This window comes from Hydrogenophaga crassostreae (assembly GCF_001761385.1).
GTDB lineage: Bacteria > Pseudomonadota > Gammaproteobacteria > Burkholderiales > Burkholderiaceae_C > Hydrogenophaga > Hydrogenophaga crassostreae.
The window spans coordinates 4,467,462-4,484,542 of record NZ_CP017476.1 but is presented as its reverse complement, the minus strand read 5'-3'; the positions used below and the strand labels follow the sequence as shown (position 1 = coordinate 4,484,542).

At 62.2% G+C, this 17,081-nt stretch carries 13 protein-coding genes and 1 pseudogene; 9 read left to right on the top strand and 5 right to left on the bottom strand.

Annotated elements, in window-relative coordinates; genetic code table 11:
• Positions 1–60 precede the first annotated feature (60 nt).
• From accB to LPB072_RS20775, 6 genes and pseudogenes are all read left to right on the top strand, one after another.
• Positions 61–522 (top strand): acetyl-CoA carboxylase biotin carboxyl carrier protein, encoded by a 462-nt coding sequence (gene accB, locus LPB072_RS20795; protein WP_066091119.1) that lies wholly within the window; start codon positions 61–63, stop codon positions 520–522.
• Between the two features lie 12 nt (positions 523–534).
• Complete coding sequence (gene accC, locus LPB072_RS20790) at positions 535–1,884, top strand: acetyl-CoA carboxylase biotin carboxylase subunit (protein WP_066091116.1); 1,350 nt, start codon at positions 535–537, stop codon at positions 1,882–1,884.
• Positions 1,885–2,021: 137 nt separating this feature from the next.
• Positions 2,022–2,915, top strand: coding sequence for a 50S ribosomal protein L11 methyltransferase (gene prmA / locus LPB072_RS20785; RefSeq protein ID WP_066091113.1), 894 nt, complete (start codon positions 2,022–2,024; stop codon positions 2,913–2,915).
• Positions 2,916–2,998: 83 nt separating this feature from the next.
• Positions 2,999–3,067: pseudogene (locus tag LPB072_RS24230) on the top strand (zinc-ribbon domain-containing protein); the annotation flags it as partial.
• Between the two features lie 318 nt (positions 3,068–3,385).
• Positions 3,386–4,393: a DUF3426 domain-containing protein gene (locus LPB072_RS20780; RefSeq protein ID WP_197509044.1), complete on the top strand. Its 1,008-nt coding sequence runs from the start codon at positions 3,386–3,388 to the stop codon at positions 4,391–4,393.
• Between the two features lie 29 nt (positions 4,394–4,422).
• Positions 4,423–5,310, top strand: coding sequence for a carbohydrate kinase family protein (locus tag LPB072_RS20775; RefSeq protein ID WP_070263939.1), 888 nt, complete (start codon positions 4,423–4,425; stop codon positions 5,308–5,310).
• 50 nt (positions 5,311–5,360) lie between these two features.
• Here the strand turns inward: LPB072_RS20775 and LPB072_RS20770 are convergent, their stop codons facing one another.
• Together LPB072_RS20770 and LPB072_RS20765 are read right to left on the bottom strand one after the other, a co-directional pair.
• Complete coding sequence (locus tag LPB072_RS20770) at positions 5,361–6,503, bottom strand: mechanosensitive ion channel family protein (RefSeq protein ID WP_066091105.1); 1,143 nt, start codon at positions 6,501–6,503, stop codon at positions 5,361–5,363.
• A gap of 24 nt (positions 6,504–6,527) precedes the next feature.
• Positions 6,528–8,015, bottom strand: coding sequence for an AMP nucleosidase (locus tag LPB072_RS20765; protein WP_066091102.1), 1,488 nt, complete (start codon positions 8,013–8,015; stop codon positions 6,528–6,530).
• 106 nt (positions 8,016–8,121) lie between these two features.
• Here LPB072_RS20765 and LPB072_RS20760 point away from each other — a divergent pair, with 106 nt between their 5' ends.
• Entirely contained in the window at positions 8,122–9,414 is a 1,293-nt protein-coding gene (locus LPB072_RS20760) for an MgtC/SapB family protein (protein WP_231943333.1), read from the top strand.
• Between the two features lie 24 nt (positions 9,415–9,438).
• Here LPB072_RS20760 and LPB072_RS20755 read toward each other — a convergent pair whose 3' ends face one another.
• Positions 9,439–9,645, bottom strand: coding sequence for a hypothetical protein (locus LPB072_RS20755; protein ID WP_066091099.1), 207 nt, complete (start codon positions 9,643–9,645; stop codon positions 9,439–9,441).
• A 291-nt stretch (positions 9,646–9,936) separates the two neighbouring features.
• Complete coding sequence (locus LPB072_RS20750) at positions 9,937–12,006, bottom strand: ATP-dependent helicase (RefSeq protein WP_066091096.1); 2,070 nt, start codon at positions 12,004–12,006, stop codon at positions 9,937–9,939.
• 80 nt (positions 12,007–12,086) lie between these two features.
• Here LPB072_RS20750 and LPB072_RS20745 point away from each other — a divergent pair, with 80 nt between their 5' ends.
• The gene (locus LPB072_RS20745; RefSeq protein WP_066091093.1) at positions 12,087–13,052 is read left to right on the top strand and encodes an AEC family transporter; all 966 of its coding nucleotides are present in this window, start codon (positions 12,087–12,089) and stop codon (positions 13,050–13,052) included.
• Positions 13,053–13,141: 89 nt separating this feature from the next.
• Here the strand turns inward: LPB072_RS20745 and LPB072_RS20740 are convergent, their stop codons facing one another.
• Positions 13,142–14,101, bottom strand: coding sequence for a hypothetical protein (locus LPB072_RS20740; RefSeq protein ID WP_157559382.1), 960 nt, complete (start codon positions 14,099–14,101; stop codon positions 13,142–13,144).
• A gap of 706 nt (positions 14,102–14,807) precedes the next feature.
• Here LPB072_RS20740 and katG point away from each other — a divergent pair.
• The gene (gene katG, locus LPB072_RS20735; RefSeq protein WP_066091087.1) at positions 14,808–17,021 is read left to right on the top strand and encodes a catalase/peroxidase HPI; all 2,214 of its coding nucleotides are present in this window, start codon (positions 14,808–14,810) and stop codon (positions 17,019–17,021) included.
• Positions 17,022–17,081: the final 60 nt, after the last annotated feature.

Below are 17,081 nucleotides of genomic sequence, written 5' to 3'. Positions count from 1 at the left end.
TTGAAATATGCGAATTTACGGTGTTTTCACCTAAATTGACCGAAGTTCGATGGAGAAATCATGGATTTAAGAAAACTGAAGACGCTGATCGACCTTGTGTCCGAATCCAACGTGTCTGAGCTGGAAATCACCGAAGCCGAAGGCAAGGTTCGCATTGTCAAAAGCTTGCCTGTCAATGCGGTCGCCCCGGTGACCTACAGCATGGCGCCTGCAGCAGTTGCTCCAGCCGCAGCGCCCGCCGCTGCGTCGCTCGATGCTGCGGCCGAGGTTGCCCCAGCGGTCGCGGAAGGTCACACGGTGAAGTCGCCGATGGTCGGCACGTTCTACCGCGCGTCCAGTCCCGGCGCAAAGGCTTTTGTTGAGGTAGGAGACACCATCAAGGAAGGCGAGACCATTTGCATCGTTGAGGCGATGAAAATTCTCAACGAGATCGAGGCCGACAAAACCGGCACCGTGACCCGCATTCTGGTGGACAACGGCGAGGCCGTGGAGTACGGCCAACCTCTGTACACAATCGAATAAGCGGTCGGGCCCATGTTCAAAAAAATACTGATCGCCAACCGGGGTGAGATTGCCCTGCGCATTCAGCGCGCGTGTCGCGAAATGGGCATCAAGTCGGTGATGGTGTATTCGGAGGCCGATCGTGATGCCAAATACGTCAAGCTGGCCGATGAAGCGGTGTGCATTGGTCCGGCGCAGTCGGGGCTGAGCTACCTCAACATGCCTGCGATCATTTCGGCCGCCGAAGTGACCGACGCCGAAGCCATTCACCCCGGCTATGGGTTCTTGAGCGAAAACGCTGATTTTGCAGAGCGCGTGGAAAAGAGTGGCTTCACTTTCATTGGTCCCACGCCTGAGTCGATCCGCACCATGGGTGACAAGGTAGCGGCCAAGCAGGCCATGATCCGTGCAGGGGTGCCCTGCGTGCCAGGGTCGGAGGGGGCCTTGTCGGCCGATCCGGCTGCGATCAAGAAGGCGGCCAAGTCCATTGGTTACCCCGTGATCATCAAGGCCGCTGGCGGTGGCGGCGGACGCGGCATGCGCGTGGTACACACCGAAGCAGCCTTGCTGCATGCGGTGCAGACCACCAAGGCCGAAGCTGGCGCGGCCTTTGGCAATCCCGAGGTGTACATGGAGAAGTTTCTCCAGAACCCTCGACACATCGAGATCCAGATTCTGGCCGACACGCACCGCAATGCGGTGTACCTCGGCGAGCGTGATTGCTCCATGCAGCGGCGCCACCAGAAGGTCATTGAAGAGGCCCCTGCGCCGGGCATTCCCCGCCGCGCCATCGAGAAGATCGGCGAACGTTGCGCTGCTGCCTGCAAGAAGATGAGCTACCGCGGGGCAGGAACTTTTGAGTTTCTGTATGAAAACGGCGAGTTCTACTTCATCGAGATGAACACCCGTGTTCAGGTGGAGCACCCGGTGACGGAGTGGATCAGTGGTGTGGACATCGTGCGCACCCAGATCGCGGTGGCGGCAGGCGAAAAACTGCCCTTCACCCAGCGCCAGATCCAGTTGCGCGGCCATGCCATCGAGTGCCGCATCAACGCCGAAGACGCCTACAAGTTCACACCGTCGCCAGGCCGTATCACCACCTGGCACATGCCCGGTGGCCCCGGGGTGCGCGTGGATTCGCACGCCTACGCCAACTACTTTGTGCCGCCGAACTACGACTCGATGATCGGCAAGCTCATCGTTTTCGGTGACACCCGCGAGCAGGCACTGGCCCGCATGCGCACGGCGTTGGCCGAAACCGCCATCGAAGGCATCAAGACCAATATCCCGCTGCACCGCGAGATCATGGTTGACGCCAAATTTGTGGCCGGAGGCACCAATATCCACTACCTCGAAGAGTGGCTGTCGCAACATGAAAGGTAGCGTTTCCCCTGCGCCGCGCTGTGCGCGTCACCCCCATGGGGGGCGATGCTGGCGGGCCGCCAAAGCCGGTTCCGGCGCATCCCGGGTTTCGCCACCGATTGCTCAACTTTGTTCGCTCTCTTCATCTGTCCGGCCGCATGTCTACTCTCTTTGAACTGGTGCTGATGGCGCCCGAAGCGGCGGTTGAAATGGTGGGCGACGCGCTGGTTGCACTCGATGCGCTGAGCGTGTCGGTGGAAGACGCCGATGCCCTGACGCCCGCGGAACAGGCTTTGTTTGGCGAGCCCGGCATGCCGCCGCCCCGCGAAGGCTGGCAGCGTTCCCGCGTGGTTGCCTTGTTCCCTGCCGAGGCCGCTGCCCGGGAAGCCGCTGCTTTGCTCCAGCCGCAAGATTTTTTCGAGGGCTGTCAGGTGTTGGGTGTGCAGGCCGTGGTCGAACAGGATTGGGTGCGTTTGACCCAGTCCCAGTTTGACCCGGTGGAAATCACGCCCACGTTCTGGATCGTGCCCACCTGGCATGAGCCCCCGGCCCAGGCCGAGCAAATCATTCGCCTCGATCCGGGTTTGGCTTTTGGTACCGGTACCCATCCCACGACCCGCATGTGTCTGCGCTGGACGGCGCTGCACGGAGCCAAGGGTCAGCGAGTGCTGGATTACGGTTGTGGATCCGGCATTCTGGCCATTGGCGCGTCGAAATTTGGCGCTGCCGGGATCGACGCGGTGGACATCGACCCCGCCGCAGTCGAGTCGACCACGCTGAACGCCGCCGCCAACCACGCCACACTGAATGCCGGCTTGCCTGACGCCGCGAAAGGTGAATACGACCTCGTTCTGGCCAATATTCTGGCAACACCCCTCAAGGTGTTGGCGCCCCTTCTCTGCCAACATGTGCGCAGCGGTGGGCATCTGGTGCTGGCGGGCATTCTGGCGCGCCAGGCCGATGAGCTCAAAGAGGCTTACGCCCCTTGGCTGGCTTTGACGGTGAGCGACGAAGAAGACGGTTGGATCTTGATGACCGCCCAGCGCTCCTGAGGCAGTCCTTGTCCACGCCTTGCCGCGCTTGACAGGCCGCAAGGTGGCGGAAAAGGTCCGCGCCGTGCTGCAATAATCCCTGCATGAGTTTCACCACCCGTTGCCCGGCTTGCGGAACGATGTTCAAGGTCGTTCCCGACCAATTGAAGATCTCCGATGGTTGGGTGCGTTGTGGGCATTGCTCGGATGTGTTTGACGCCATGCTGAACTTGCAAGGCGAGACAACGCAGTCTCCGCCAGTGAACCCCTCATCTTGGCAGCAGATGCCGCCGGGCTCTCCGACGCCCTCTGGCGGGTCAAGCCGAGTGGTGATCCGGCGCACCCCGATCGCCGCTCCACCGCCGCCTTTTTCGGCGCCTCTTGCGCCACATGCGGTGGATGTCCCTGCGCCATTTGGCCAGTTTCAGCCACCAGCCGTGCCAACCTTCAGCATGCCGCCGGTCCCTTCTCAGCCTGCACCTGCACCTTCGATGGCGCCGCCGCACAGCGATCCGGGATGGGCCTTTGTGGAGCGCCCCGGTGAGGATGAAGTAGGTGATCCGGTGGTGCCGGCAGCCGCCGTTGACGACCAGTCAAATGGGCCTGGTGATGACTGGGACAGCGAATGGTTGCTGAGCCCGAACAGCGTCTCGCGCCACCGTGAAGCGGTTGCGAAGGAGCTGCAGACGCAACAAGGCGCACTGGGGCAGACCAAGTCGCCTGCAAAGCCCGTTGACAAGGACTTTGAGCGTGAGCTCGATGCCTTTTCGAGCTTGGCGAAGCAATCCACCAATGTGGTGCAAACGCCTGAGTCCGACAAGATCGCCAAGACCGAGTCGACCGAGTCGAAAGAGAGGGCCGTTGGCTGGAACGGAATCGAAACGGTCGAAATTGAAGAAGACGACCTCGATGACCACCTGTGGCCCCCGTCGCATCCCGAGGAAGACGCGCAGGACAGCGGCTTTGATGCACATTCCGATGAGCCCACTTTTGTGGTCCAGGCGCGCCGCGATGCGTTCTGGCGCCGTCCGGTTATGCGGGTTGCCTTGCTGTTGCTGGCAGGTGGGTTAAGTGCCCTGCTTGCGTTGCAGTGGGCCAGTTTTGACCGAGACCAGATTGCTGCCCGCTATCCTGCGATGGAGCCCATGCTGAAACAGCTCTGCGCTGTGACAGGTTGCTCGTTGGCCGCACCGCGGCGTATCGAGGCGGTGGTGATCGACAGCTCGACCCTGACCCGCAAGCTGGGCCAGTTCTATTCGTTTGATCTGGTGGTCAAGAACACCGAGCCCATGGCGGTGGCCATGCCTGCTCTGGAACTCAGCCTGACCGATGCGCGCGACAAAGAAATTGCGCGCCGCGTGTTTTTGCCCGAAGAAATGCCCGGTACGCCGACGATCGTGCCAGCCAATGGCAGCCTGTCGGTGAGCATGCGTTTGTCGCTCGTCGAGAGCGAGCTGGGCAACATGGCCGGCTACCGCGCCTTGGTGTTTTATCCCTGATTTTTTAACCATTGAATTCGAAAGATCCCATGTCCATTCTCGTTTGCGGTTCACTCGCTTTTGACACCATCATGACGTTCGAAGGCCGCTTCGCCGAACAGATTTTGCCCAGCCAGTTGCACATCCTCAATGTGTCCTTCCTCGTGCCGGCGTTGCGCCGCGAGTTTGGCGGATGCGCGGGCAACATCGCTTACGGCCTGCGCCAGTTGGGCGACGACGTGGTGCCTTTGGCGGCAGTGGGCCCTGATGGACAGGACTATGTGGAGCGCATGAAGAACCTGGGCGTGGACACAGCGCACCTGCAGACAGTGAAAGACAGCTACACCGCGCAGGCCATGATCATGACCGACCGCGACAACAACCAGATCACCGCTTTCCACCCTGGCGCGATGTCTATGGCCCATGAGAACCCCGTGCCTGCGCGTGATGACATCCGGCTGGCCATCATCTCGCCCGATGGCCGAGATGCCATGCTGCAACACGCCGAGCAACTCAGCAAGGCTGGTATTCCGTTCATGTTCGATCCCGGCCAGGGCTTGCCCATGTTCAACGGCGACGAGTTGAAGCACTTCATCGAGCTGGCCACCTGGGTCAGTGTCAACGACTATGAAGGACAGATGCTTTGCGAACGCACGGGCCTGACCATTGAAGCCATTGCCCAAAAGGTCAAAGGCGTGGTCGTGACCTTGGCCGAGCACGGCTGCGATGTGTGGGAAGAGGGCAAGAAGACAACGGTGCCCGGCGTCAAGGCTGCCGAAGTGCTGGATCCTACGGGTTGCGGCGACGCCTTCCGCGCTGCCTTGTTGCACGGTTTGGCCCAAGGATGGACGCTGGCAAAATGCGCCGAACTCGGCAACCGCATCGGTGCGACCAAAATCGCCAGCCGCGGCGGCCAGAACTACCGCTTTACCGCCTGATGATCGCCAGCGGGCCGCGTTCATGCGGCCCACTTCGGCGATGTGTCCTCTTACCGCCCCGACTCGGCCTCAGGGGCTTGCGGGCGTTGTGCGGGCTCCGCCTCCGGCGGTGGCTCGCCCCCGCTGGCCAGATGCAGCGTTTGCGTGGGAAAAGCAAACTCGGCGCCGTGGCGTTCGATGATGCGCCCGACCTCCAGCAACACGTTTTGCTTGATGCCGTGGTACTCCACCCAGTTGCGCGTGTGGGTGAAGGTGTAGATCATGATGTCCAGCGAGCTGGCAGCAAAGGCGTTGAAATTGACGATCAGCGTCTGGCTGGTGTCGATGTCTTTGTGGTTCTGCAGCATCGATTTGATCTCGGCCACAATGCCTTCGACCTGGGTGAAATCGTCGTAGCGCACACCCACGGTTTCTTTCAGTCGGCGATGGCTCATGCGCGAGGGGTTTTCCACCACGATGGTGGTGAACACCGCGTTGGGCACGTAGATCGGGTTCTTGTTGAAGGCGCGGATGCGGGTGTGGCGCCAGCTGATGTATTCCACCGTGCCTTCGATGCTCTTGTCGGGTGAGCGGATCCAGTCGCCCACGCTGAAGGGTCGGTCGAGGTAGATCGTCAGACCGCCGAAAAAATTGGCCAGCAGGTCTTTTGCTGCCAGACCAACGGCCAGACCGCCCACGCCGCCCAAGGCCAGCAGGGCGCCAACGTTGAAGCCCAGCGTATGGGCCACGCTGATGGCGGTGACCACGATGATGAGCAAGCGACCCAGTTTGCTCAAGGCGAACACGGTTGTGACGTCGAAGTCTTGCCCCGCCTCGCGGCCCCGGGCTATCGTGCTGTCGGTGATGAGTTGAACAAACTTCCAGCAGAACCACGCGACGGCCAGAACGATGCCCACATCACGCACCTGCAAGAGCTCTGGCAGAAACTCAAAATCGGTCCATTGGGCTTGCAGAACCCTGCCGACCCTGGCCAGAGCGACGATGCCGATGAGCAGATGGGTCGGCCGCCGCGCCGCGCTGATGAGGGACTCGTCCCAGGCGGTGCTGGTGCGCTTGGCCAACTTGTCAAACTGGTTGTACACCACGCGCGCGACCTGGCTCAAGAGCAGGGCCAGCACCACGATGGCCACCAACATGGCCAACCACGCTTCGATACCGAAGGTTTGAACGAAAAACTCGCGAACTGACTGCATGCAATACCTACTAGCGAATGGAAATTACTGAAAAGCCACTTCGGCAAAACTGCGCAGTTTGCGGCTGTGCAGCGGGCCAGCGTCGCCGTCGCGCAGGCGTTCGACAGCGCGTATGCCGATGCGCAGGTGTTGGTCGACCCGCTCACGGTAAAAATGGTTGGCCATGCCGGGCAGCTTGATCTCGCCATGCAAAGGCTTGTCGCTCACACACAGCAAGGTGCCATAGGGCACGCGGAAACGAAAACCGTTGGCGGCGATGGTGGCGCTTTCCATGTCGAGCGCCACGGCACGTGATTGCGAGAAACGGCGTTGCGGCGTGTTGTTGGGCAGCAGTTCCCAGTTGCGGTTGTCGGTGCTGGCCACGGTGCCGGTGCGCATGATGCGTTTGAGCTCGGTCGGCGGTACTCCGGAGACATCCGCCACGGCAGCTTCCAGCGCCACCTGAATTTCCGCCAGTGCGGGAATCGGGATCCACAGCGGCAGCTCTTCGTCCAGCACATGGTCTTCGCGCACGTAAGCGTGGGCCAATACATAGTCGCCCAGTTGTTGGCTGCTGCGCAGACCGGCGCAGTGGCCGAGCATGAGCCATGCATGTGGACGCAAGACAGCGATGTGGTCGGTGATGGTTTTGGCGTTGGCCGGGCCGACACCGATGTTGACCATGGTGATGCCGGTGCGGTCTTTGCGTACCAGGTGATAGGCAGGCATCTGGGGCAGACGGGGTGGCGCCACGCCCAGGGCATCAATGGCCTCTGCGCTCAAACCCGAACGGCGTGTCACCAGATTGCCGGGTTCCACAAAGGCCACGTATTCGCTGTTCGGATTGGCCATTTCGGCATGGCCGAGTTTGACGAATTCATCGATGTAGAACTGGTAGTTGGTGAACAGCACAAAGTTCTGGAACCACTCGGGCGCGGTGCCGGTGTAGTGCCGCAGACGTTGCAGGGAGTAGTCGGTGCGCGGCGCAGTGAACAGCGCCAGCGGCTGGGCTTCGCCCGGGCGGGGCTCGTGGGTGCCGTTGGCGATGCCGTCGTCCATCGCGGTGAGGTCGGGCAGATCGAACACGTCGCGCATATGGGCGCGGCGCTCGACGCTGAGCTGGCCTTCGACGTGGTCGTGGTCGGCGAACGAAAAATGAATCGGAATGGGTGAAGCGCTGGTGCCCACCTCCAGTTCACCGCCATGGTTGGCCAGCAACAGGGTGAATTGGGCGAGCAGGTAGTCGGCATAGAGATCAGGGCGGGTGATGGTGGTCTCAAACCGGCCCGGCCCCGCGACAAACCCATAGCTCAGGCGGCTGGACCCTTTGTGGGACACGCTGTGGGTGTGCAGGCGCACAAACGGGTAGCAGGCACGCACGCGGCGCTGGTTGAAATTCTCACCGGCCACGAAGCCGCGCATGGCAACCCGCAGGTGTTCGACGCTGGTCTGGTAGATGGCCTGAACCTGGGCGAGCGCGGCAGCGGCGTCGACATGGAAGGCCGGGGGTGTGAAAGGAGGCGTGTGGTGCATGGGCCTATTGTCGCCCGCGCCTGTGAAACCTCGGTGGCACGGGGCTTTCTAGCTTGTACAGTGGCTGTATGTATTGTCGTCTTCAACCTGTTTCTGGTGGTCCGGGGTGAGCACCGCTGCCCCATCCATTCCGATCGACCTGGCCGCGTCGGCGGCGGTGCTCGCCACGGCCCTGGGCTGCGGCTTGCTGATCGGGATCGAGCGTGAGCGCCGCAAGGGCACTGGCCCTGGCAGGGCTTTTGCCGGTTTGCGAACCTTTGCGTTGACATGCGTGGTCGGGGCTGTGGCGGCGCTCACGGGACTGGCTGGCTTGATGGTGGCGGGAGCCCTGCTTGTGGCGGGGTTGGCCGGCGTGGCCTATTGGCGCGATCGCTCGGAAGACCCGGGCGCCACAACGGAAATTGCCTTGCTGTTGACCTACCTGATCGGCGTGCTGTGTGTCTGGAGTCTGCCGTTGGCCGCGGCGATTGCCGTGGGGTTGACGGCGCTCCTGGCAGGGCGCGAACCGCTGCACCGGTTTGCCAACCATTGGCTGAGCCATGGCGAGGTGCGCGACGGCATCATTCTTGCGGCGCTGGTGTTGATGGCTTTGCCGCTGGTGCCCAATCGACCATTCTGGGGGCCGGTGCTGAACCCTTACCTGATCGTGCAGTTGCTCGCCCTGTTGCTCGCCGTGCAATCGGTGGCCCACCTTTGCCGGCGACTGCTGCAGGCGCGTGAGGCCGTGGCCTTTTCGGCACTGGCCTCGGGTTTCGTTTCGAGCACGGCCACCATCGCCACCATGGGGTTGGCTGTGCGGGAGGGCCGGTCGGGCGCTCGCCTGATGGCGGGTGGTGGCCTGGTGTCGTGTGTCTCCACGCAGGTTCAGATCTTGCTGGTCGCTGCGGCCGTGCAGCCGGTGTGGGTGACGGTGTTGTGGATGCCGACGTTGGTGGGCGCTTTCATGGCCGCCGCCTGGGGCTGGTGGTTGTTGCAGGGCGCGCCGGCTGAAGCGGTCGATGGCGCAGGATCCAGTCCACGAATCGAAGGGCTGCCCGGTGAAACAGGCGACCGCATGTTCAGCCTGCAAGGCGCGGCCCTGGTGGTGGTTTTGCTCAGCGCAATCCAGGCCTTGGTGCATGGCCTGGATCTCTGGCTGGGAGAAGCGGGATTGATTGGTGGCACCATGATCGCGTCGCTGGCCGATCTGCACGCCGCGATGGCGGCGGTGTTTGCCTCGTCGGGCGCGGACTTGTCGAGCAATGATGCGGTCCCCGTGATGCTGGCGTTGGCCGTGCATGCGGGCAGCAAGAGCGTCACGGCAGGGCTGGTGGGTGGACGGCGTTACCTGTTGTGGCTGGCGCCTGGTCTGTGGGCGCACACCCTGCTGGTCATCATCTTGCTGGCTTGGGTGGCCTGAGCGCCGACCCTCGCCGTCTTGCGCTCAGCGCCAGCCGGAGGTTTTCTTCAGCACAAAGGGGTGCTCGGACAAGGGTTCCACTGTGGTGCGCCCTTCGACCACGCTGCGCCATCCCCGTATCTCGCGGCCACAGCCCGCCGGATCGACTTCGCCGGACCACACTGCGTCGATGTTGACGCCATCGGCCGACTCTTCCAGGTGAAAGCCCTGGCCGGTGACGTCGCCGGCCACCCGGGCCTGGTATGGCTTTGCCCGCCACGCTCCTTGTCAGAGAGCCACGCACACTGCCTGGGAACTCCGGGTGGCGCTCGAAAATCAGGTGGCCTTTGCTGTCCGGGTTTTCCGGATCGCCCAGTGTGAGTGACCAGAAGCCGTACAAATGGGTGGGTGTGACGGCCTCGGGTGCGGCGCAGTTGGCAGAGGTATCCGTGGCCTGAGCCAAGGCCGTGCCGGGTTGCCAGAAAAGCAGGCTGGCCAGCAGGGGCCATCCGCCAAGAACCGCGCGCATGGGATGGTCCCGTTTCATGGCGTTTCAGCGGCCTTGATGGCGGCCTGGTCGCTGGCGCGTTGTGCAAATTCGGCGCGCAGGGCGCGCAGTTTTTCGCGCGGGTCTTCTTTGACCGTGTTCTCGTCCAGCGCCATCTCCTTGATGAACCTGCTGGGAATGCCGGGAACGCTTTCGCGGCCCTTCTTGCGCCGTTTGAGCCAGCTCACTGCCAGCGTGCGTTGTGCCCGTGTGATGCCCACATACATCAAGCGCCGCTCTTCTTCCAGGCGTTGGGCCACGGCTTCTGCCGGCAGATCCATGGACGCTTCTTCCAGCTTGAACGGCAACAGCCCTTCGTTCACGCCCACCAGCACCACATGGGGCCACTCCAGACCTTTGGAGGCGTGCAGCGTGGAGAGCGTGACCACGTCTTCGTCTTTCTCCCGCTCGGAGAGCGTGGAGATCAGCGCAATGGTCTGCACCACTTCGAGCAGCGTCTTGCGTTCCCGCTCGGTGTTCACGCCCGCACCATCTTCGATTTGCCCACCGCAGCGCCCAGCGACCCAGTCGCAGAAATCGATCACGTTGGCCCAGCGGGCCGCGGCGATTTTCTCGTTGTCTTCGGTGTCGTTGAGGTGTTGCTCGTAGGCGATGTCTTTCAGCCATTCGTCCAGAAACTTCTTGGCGTCTTCGTGGCCAACGGTGTGGCGGGCGCGGTACTCGAGATCGTTCACGGCGCGGCCAAACTCGTGCAGCGTGGCCACGGCGCGGGCGGGCAGGGCAGCGGCCAGCGAGTGAGAAAACAGGGCCTCGAACAGGCTGAGTTTGTATTGGGTGGCGAAGTTGCCGAGCTGCTGCAGCGTGGTGTGGCCGATGCCGCGCTTGGGCGTGGTGGCCGCGCGCATGAAGGCCGGGTCATCGTTGTTGTTCACCAGGATGCGCAGCCAGGCGCAGAGGTCGCGGATCTCGGCTTTGTCAAAGAAACTCTGACCACCCGAGACCTTGTAGGGAATCTGGGCCCGGCGCAGCGATTGCTCGAAGGGTCGTGCCATGTGATTGGCGCGGTAAAGGATGGCGAAGTGGCGCCACTCCTTGTATTGCGACTCGGCTTGCAGGCTCTGGATGCGGGCCACGGCACGATCGGCTTCGTGGTCTTCGTTGTCGGCATCGACCACGCGCACCGGTTCGCCTTCGCCCAGATCGCTCCACAGCGTTTTGGGGAACAGCTTGGGGTTGAGGCCGATCACCGCGTTGGCGGCGCGCAAGATGGCGCTGGTGGAACGGTAGTTTTGCTCCAGCTTGATGATCTTCAACTCAGGGAAATCCTGCGGAAGCTTCTTCAGGTTGTCCAGCGTAGCGCCGCGCCAGCCGTAGATGGACTGGTCGTCGTCGCCCACCGCAGTGAGCCGCGCGCGATCACCCACCAGCAGTTTGAGCAGGTCGTACTGCGTGGCGTTGGTGTCCTGGTATTCGTCCACCAATACATGGCCCATCTTCTGCTGCCAGCGCTCGCGCACCTCGGCGTGGTCGCGCAGCAGTTTCAAGGGCAGGCTGATCAGGTCATCAAAGTCCACACTTTGGTACGCGGTGAGCCGCTCTTCGTAGCGCGCCATGATGGTGGCGGCCACGCGCTCTTCGTCGTCTTTGGCCTGCGCCAGGCACTGGGATGAGTGGAGTCCGCCGCTTTTCCATCCACTGATGGTCCATTGCCAGGCGCGTGCCGTGTTGGCGTCGGTGGTGCCACCGCAGTCTTTGAGAATGCTGGTGATGTCGTCGGTGTCGAGGATGCTGAAATTCTTTTTCAGACCCAGTGAGGCGCCGTCTTCGCGCAACAGCTTCACGCCGAGCGCGTGAAAGGTGCAGATCAGGACCTTGCGTGCATCGCGCCCGATCAGTTGTTTGGCCCGCTCGCGCATCTCGGCGGCGGCCTTGTTGGTGAAAGTGATGGCGGCGATGCGGTCGGCGGCCAGACCGGCGTTGATCAGACGGCCGATTTTGTGGGTGATGACGCGGGTTTTGCCCGAACCGGCGCCTGCGAGCACCAGGCAGGGCCCGCCCAGGTGGTTCACGGCTTCAAGTTGGGCGAGGTTCAGACCGGCGGACATGGTGACAATGCAAGGGAACGCAAAGCGATTGATGATACCGGCAGGGCCTTGCCCCTGGTCTCCTGAGACAATGGCCCACCGTGCTCAACGTTCTGCTCATCACTTTCCCATTTTTCGCCTTGGTGCTCGGCGGCTATTTGGCCGCCAGGCGGGGCATGCTGCCGTTGGCAGCGATTCCGGGTTTGAACGGTTTTGTGCTGTTTTTTGCACTGCCGGCCATGCTCTACCGTTTCGGATCAACCACACCGATCGCCCAGCTGCTGGATTTTTCGGTCGCAGGGGTCTATCTGGTGTGCGGGCTGATCATGGTCGCGTTTGCCATTGTGTGGAGCCTGAACCGCCGCATTCGCTGGAACGATGCTTCGTTGGGTGCTTTGGTGGCTGCGTTCCCCAATACCGGGTTCATGGGTGTGCCGTTGCTGGCGGCGCTGCTCGGTCCGGAAAGTGCAGGCCCGGTGATCGTGCTGATCGTGGTGGACATGGTGATCACCACCTCTTTGTGTGTTGCGCTGTCCCAGCTCGACGGCGAGCCCGGCGAAAGCGGGGGCCACGCCATGATGGTGGCCGGGCGAAAAGCGCTGCGTGGCGTGTTGGGCAACCCCATGCCCTGGGCGATTTTGCTGGGCGGGGCGGCATCGTCGCTGTCGTTCAGTTTGCCTGGTCCAGTGGAAAAAACCGTGTGGCTTCTGGCCGATGCGGCCTCGCCTGTGGCGCTGTTCACCATCGGCGCTGTGCTGGCCCGCTCGCAGATCCAGGCCAACCACCCCATGCCCCTGTCCGACTATTTGCCGGTGTCGCTGATGAAGCTGGTGCTGCATCCGCTGCTGGTGCTGGCGGTGGGTGCATCGGCGATCCAGCTGGGTGTGCCGCTCGAGCCGTTCGCCTTGACGGTGATGGTGTTGGTAGCGGCCTTGCCCAGCGCCAGCAACGTGTCGCTGCTGGCCGAGCGGCTGGGCGCCGACAACGGGCGTATTGCCCGCATCATTTTGGTGACCACGTCGGCTGCTTTCTTGACCTTCTCGGGGGCCGTGGCCTTGCTCACCTGACCATCGGACCCGGCGTGCACCATCCCTTTTTCGGGGGATTGGCTGCGGGTCAGGTGACCGGGGGGGCAGCCCCCCCTGCAGGAGCAACGCTACCTTACTGCGGTCCAGTTGCCAGAGATGACCCGACCATCCGGCCTTGACCACGTGCCATCCAGAAACTGGTTGCCCGCCACATTCAGCAAGGCGCGCCAGTTGGCTGTGATCAGGTTGTATCCGGGTGTGACGCTGTAGCCACTCATTTCCATTCGGCCACTGGCATACAGGGTTCCAGTGAAATCTTCTGCCCCATACGGCTGTCCGTTTCGCACAAAGTTGACGCGCGCATGGAAGGTATTGTTTTCTCCGGAAACGGCTTGTTGGCTGAACACGAGTGTGGATCCAGTCCAGCTGGAGTTGGCACTGTCGCGTGCGGTCAGTACCCAGCTCCCGATGGTCAGGTCGACATCAACCGGTTGGGTCCAGGTGCTGGTCAGTGCGAAGTAAGCAGGTCCTTCGTCGATGTAGTTGGGCAGCGTTGCGCGAATGCGTGCCGCTTCCTCGGCACTGGACGTATAAAAATGGAATCCCTTATCCCGAACAAGGAAACGCCTGATGCTCGACGTGCCTGCTGCTGTGACCTGGCTTGCGTAATACGCGATGCCTTCGTACAGAAATTGGGGGATGTTTTTTTGAATGTTGGTCTTTTCGCTCTCACTGATGGTGAACAGGTGAACGCCGGTCTGGGTGTTGTAGAAGCGGTATACCGGGCTCAAGCCCCGTGCTGGAGCCAGGTTGGCGTAAAAGGCGATGCCTTCAAACTGAAAAATGGGCAGGTTGGCGCGGATATGGTCGCGCTCTTCGGTGCTGGCGGTGAAGAAGTGGGCGTTGGTCGCCGTGTTGAAAAAACGGTAGATCGGAACCAGTTTGCTGGCCAGCTTTGGCTCGCCAACCCAGGCCGCCCCACCGGTGCCTGATGCCACCACTTTCTCGGCGGCCTCCAGTTCAAGCGCATTCAGGCGTGCGCTCTCTTCCAGGAGGTCGATGAACTGCGGCGAGGGGGCCTCAGACATGGCCGGGTTCTTGGCAGCGGCTTCATCGAGCGACGCGTGTGAAACTTGGGTGGTGGATTCAACGGGATCGCCCCCGCCGCAGGCTGCCAGAAGTGTTGCCAGCGAAAGCAGTGCAATCGCACCAGTCGATCGGATGAAAGAAAAAGATGGCACAGAACCCCCTTTGATGTAGAGAAAAATATCGGTTTTTCTGCCATTTTATGCTTATCTGAATCGAAAGTAGTCGTTTTGGCTGGGGCGAGGAACGATGGCCGCCTGGATATATCCCTGGACACCCGTTCAGTGCCCGCAGCCCGCAGCCGGTGTCAGGAATTGCTGTCTCTCTGGGGGCCTTGCCTCAGGTGGCGGCTTGGGGTCGCAGGCACCTGTGAAGCCTTGCTTTGCCGATAGCGAAGCAACCGTTTGCTGGTGCGTCGAGGCGCTGGCTGGTTGCAGTGCCCTGCTCTTTGCACCAGTTCATGTGCGGGGCGCAACGCCAGCGCGGCGACGGGGCATAGGCATGCCCTATTGAATAGATCGTAACTATCAAATGGACTTGGCGATAGATGAAGTCTACAGTCAAGCCTCACTCAACAGCATCCAATTAAAGAGCACGGCCATGGTATTTGCCACCCACCCCCTACCCGATCCCTGGCTCGATCTGCTGGCGGCTTTGGCCGCCGCATCCTGACTTGACAGCTTCAGTCCACCTTCCAAGGAGATTCCAATGAGCAAGCCCACTTCCAACGCCGGTCAGTGTCCCGTCATGCACGGCGCCACATCGACACAGGGCACCCAGTCCAATCGCGACTGGTGGCCAAATCAGTTGAACCTGAACATCCTGCACCAGCACGCCCCTGCGTCCAATCCCATGGACGAGGGCTTTGACTACGCCGAGGCCTTCAAAACGCTCGATTTCGCCGCGCTGAAGAAAGACATGGCCGCGCTGATGACCGACTCGCAGGACTGGTGGCCGGCCGACTGGGGCCACTACGGGGGGCTGTTCATCCGCATGGCCTGGCACAGCGCCGGCACCTACCGCACGGCAGACGGCCGCGGCGGGGCCGGCACCGGCAACCAGCGCTTTGCCCCCATCAACAGCTGGCCCGACAACGGCAACCTCGACAAGGCGCGCCGCCTGCTCTGGCCGCTGAAGCAAAAATACGGCAATGCCATTTCCTGGGCCGACCTGTTCATCCTGGCAGGCAACGTGGCCATGGAAACCATGGGCTTCAAGACCTTTGGCTTCGGCGGCGGCCGCGCCGACATCTGGCAGCCCGAAGAAGACATCTACTGGGGCGCCGAGAAAGAATGGCTGGCCACCAGCGACAAGCCCCACAGCCGCTACTCAGGCGAGCGCGATCTGGAAAACCCGCTGGCCGCAGTACAGATGGGTCTGATCTATGTGAACCCCGAAGGCCCGGACGGCAATCCTGACCCGGTGCTGTCGGGCCGCGACGTGCGCGAAACCTTCGCCCGCATGGCGATGGACGACTATGAGACCGTGGCCCTGGTGGCCGGCGGCCACACCTTCGGCAAGGCCCACGGTGCGGGCGATCCGGCCAAAGTCGGCCCCGAACCCGAAGCGGCGGCGATCGAAGAAATGGGCTTTGGCTGGATCAACAGCCACGGCAGTGGCAAAGGCGGCGACACCACCACCAGTGGCATCGAAGGCGCCTGGAAGCCCAACCCAACGACCTGGGACATGGGCTACTTCAAGGTCCTGTTCGGTTACGAATGGGAGCTTGTCAAGAGCCCGGCCGGCGCCCATCAGTGGCGTGCGAAAGACGTGGCCGATGAAGACATGGTGGTGGATGCCCACGACCCGAGCAAGAAGCACGCGCCCATGATGACCACGGCCGACCTGTCGCTGCGCTTCGACCCGGCTTACGAAAAAATCTCGCGCCACTTCGCCGCCAACCCCGACGAATTTGCCGATGCCTACGCCCGCGCCTGGTTCAAGCTGACCCACCGCGACATGGGCCCCAAGAGCCTCTATCTCGGCCCTGAGGTGCCGGCCGAAGACCTGCTCTGGCAAGACCCTGTGCCCGCCGTGGGGCACAAGCTGATCGACGCGGGCGACGTGGCCGACCTCAAGGCGCAAGTGCATGCCTCGGGGCTGGCGGTGAGCGAGCTGGTGTCCACGGCCTGGGCCTCAGCCTCGACCTTCCGTGGTTCGGACAAGCGCGGTGGGGCCAACGGTGCACGCATCCGCCTGGCGCCTCAGAAAGACTGGGAGGTCAACGAACCCGCTCAGCTCGCCAAGGTGCTGGGCAAGCTGGAAGCTATTCAGCACGCGTTCAACGGCGCTCAAAAAGGCGGCAAGCAGGTGTCGCTGGCCGACCTGATCGTGATCGCAGGCGATGCGGGTGTGGAAGCCGCAGCCAAGGCGGCAGGACAGACGGTCGAAGTGCCGTTCGAGCCGGGTCGCACCGATGCCTCGCAGGCGCAGACCGACATCGATGCCTTCGACGTGATGGAGCCGCAAGCCGATGGTTTCCGTAACTACCGCAAGAAGGCCTTCAGCGTGGCGCCAGAAGAGATGCTGCTCGACAAGGCGCAGTTGCTGACCTTGAGCGCGCCAGAGATGGCGGTGCTCGTCGGCGGCCTGAGGGTCTTGGGTGCCAACGTGGGCGGCGCCGGGCACGGCGTTTTCACCCAGCGGCCAGGCCAGCTGACCAACGACTTCTTCCTCAACCTGGTGGACATGTCCACCGCCTGGAAGCCCACCGGGGCCAACAGCTACGAAGGGCGCGACCGGAAGTCGGGCGATGTGAAATGGACCGCCACCCGCGTGGACCTGGCGTTTGGCTCCAACTCGCAGTTGCGCGCGATTGCCGAGGTCTATGCCCAGAACGACGGCTCGTCCAAATTCGTCAAGGACTTTGCAGAGGCATGGACCAAGGTGATGAATCTGGACCGGTTCGATCTGAAAAAGTGATGTGCCCGGTCGATTGACCTGGACGCCAGACAGGCGGTGGGGGTGAAAGCCTCCACCGCT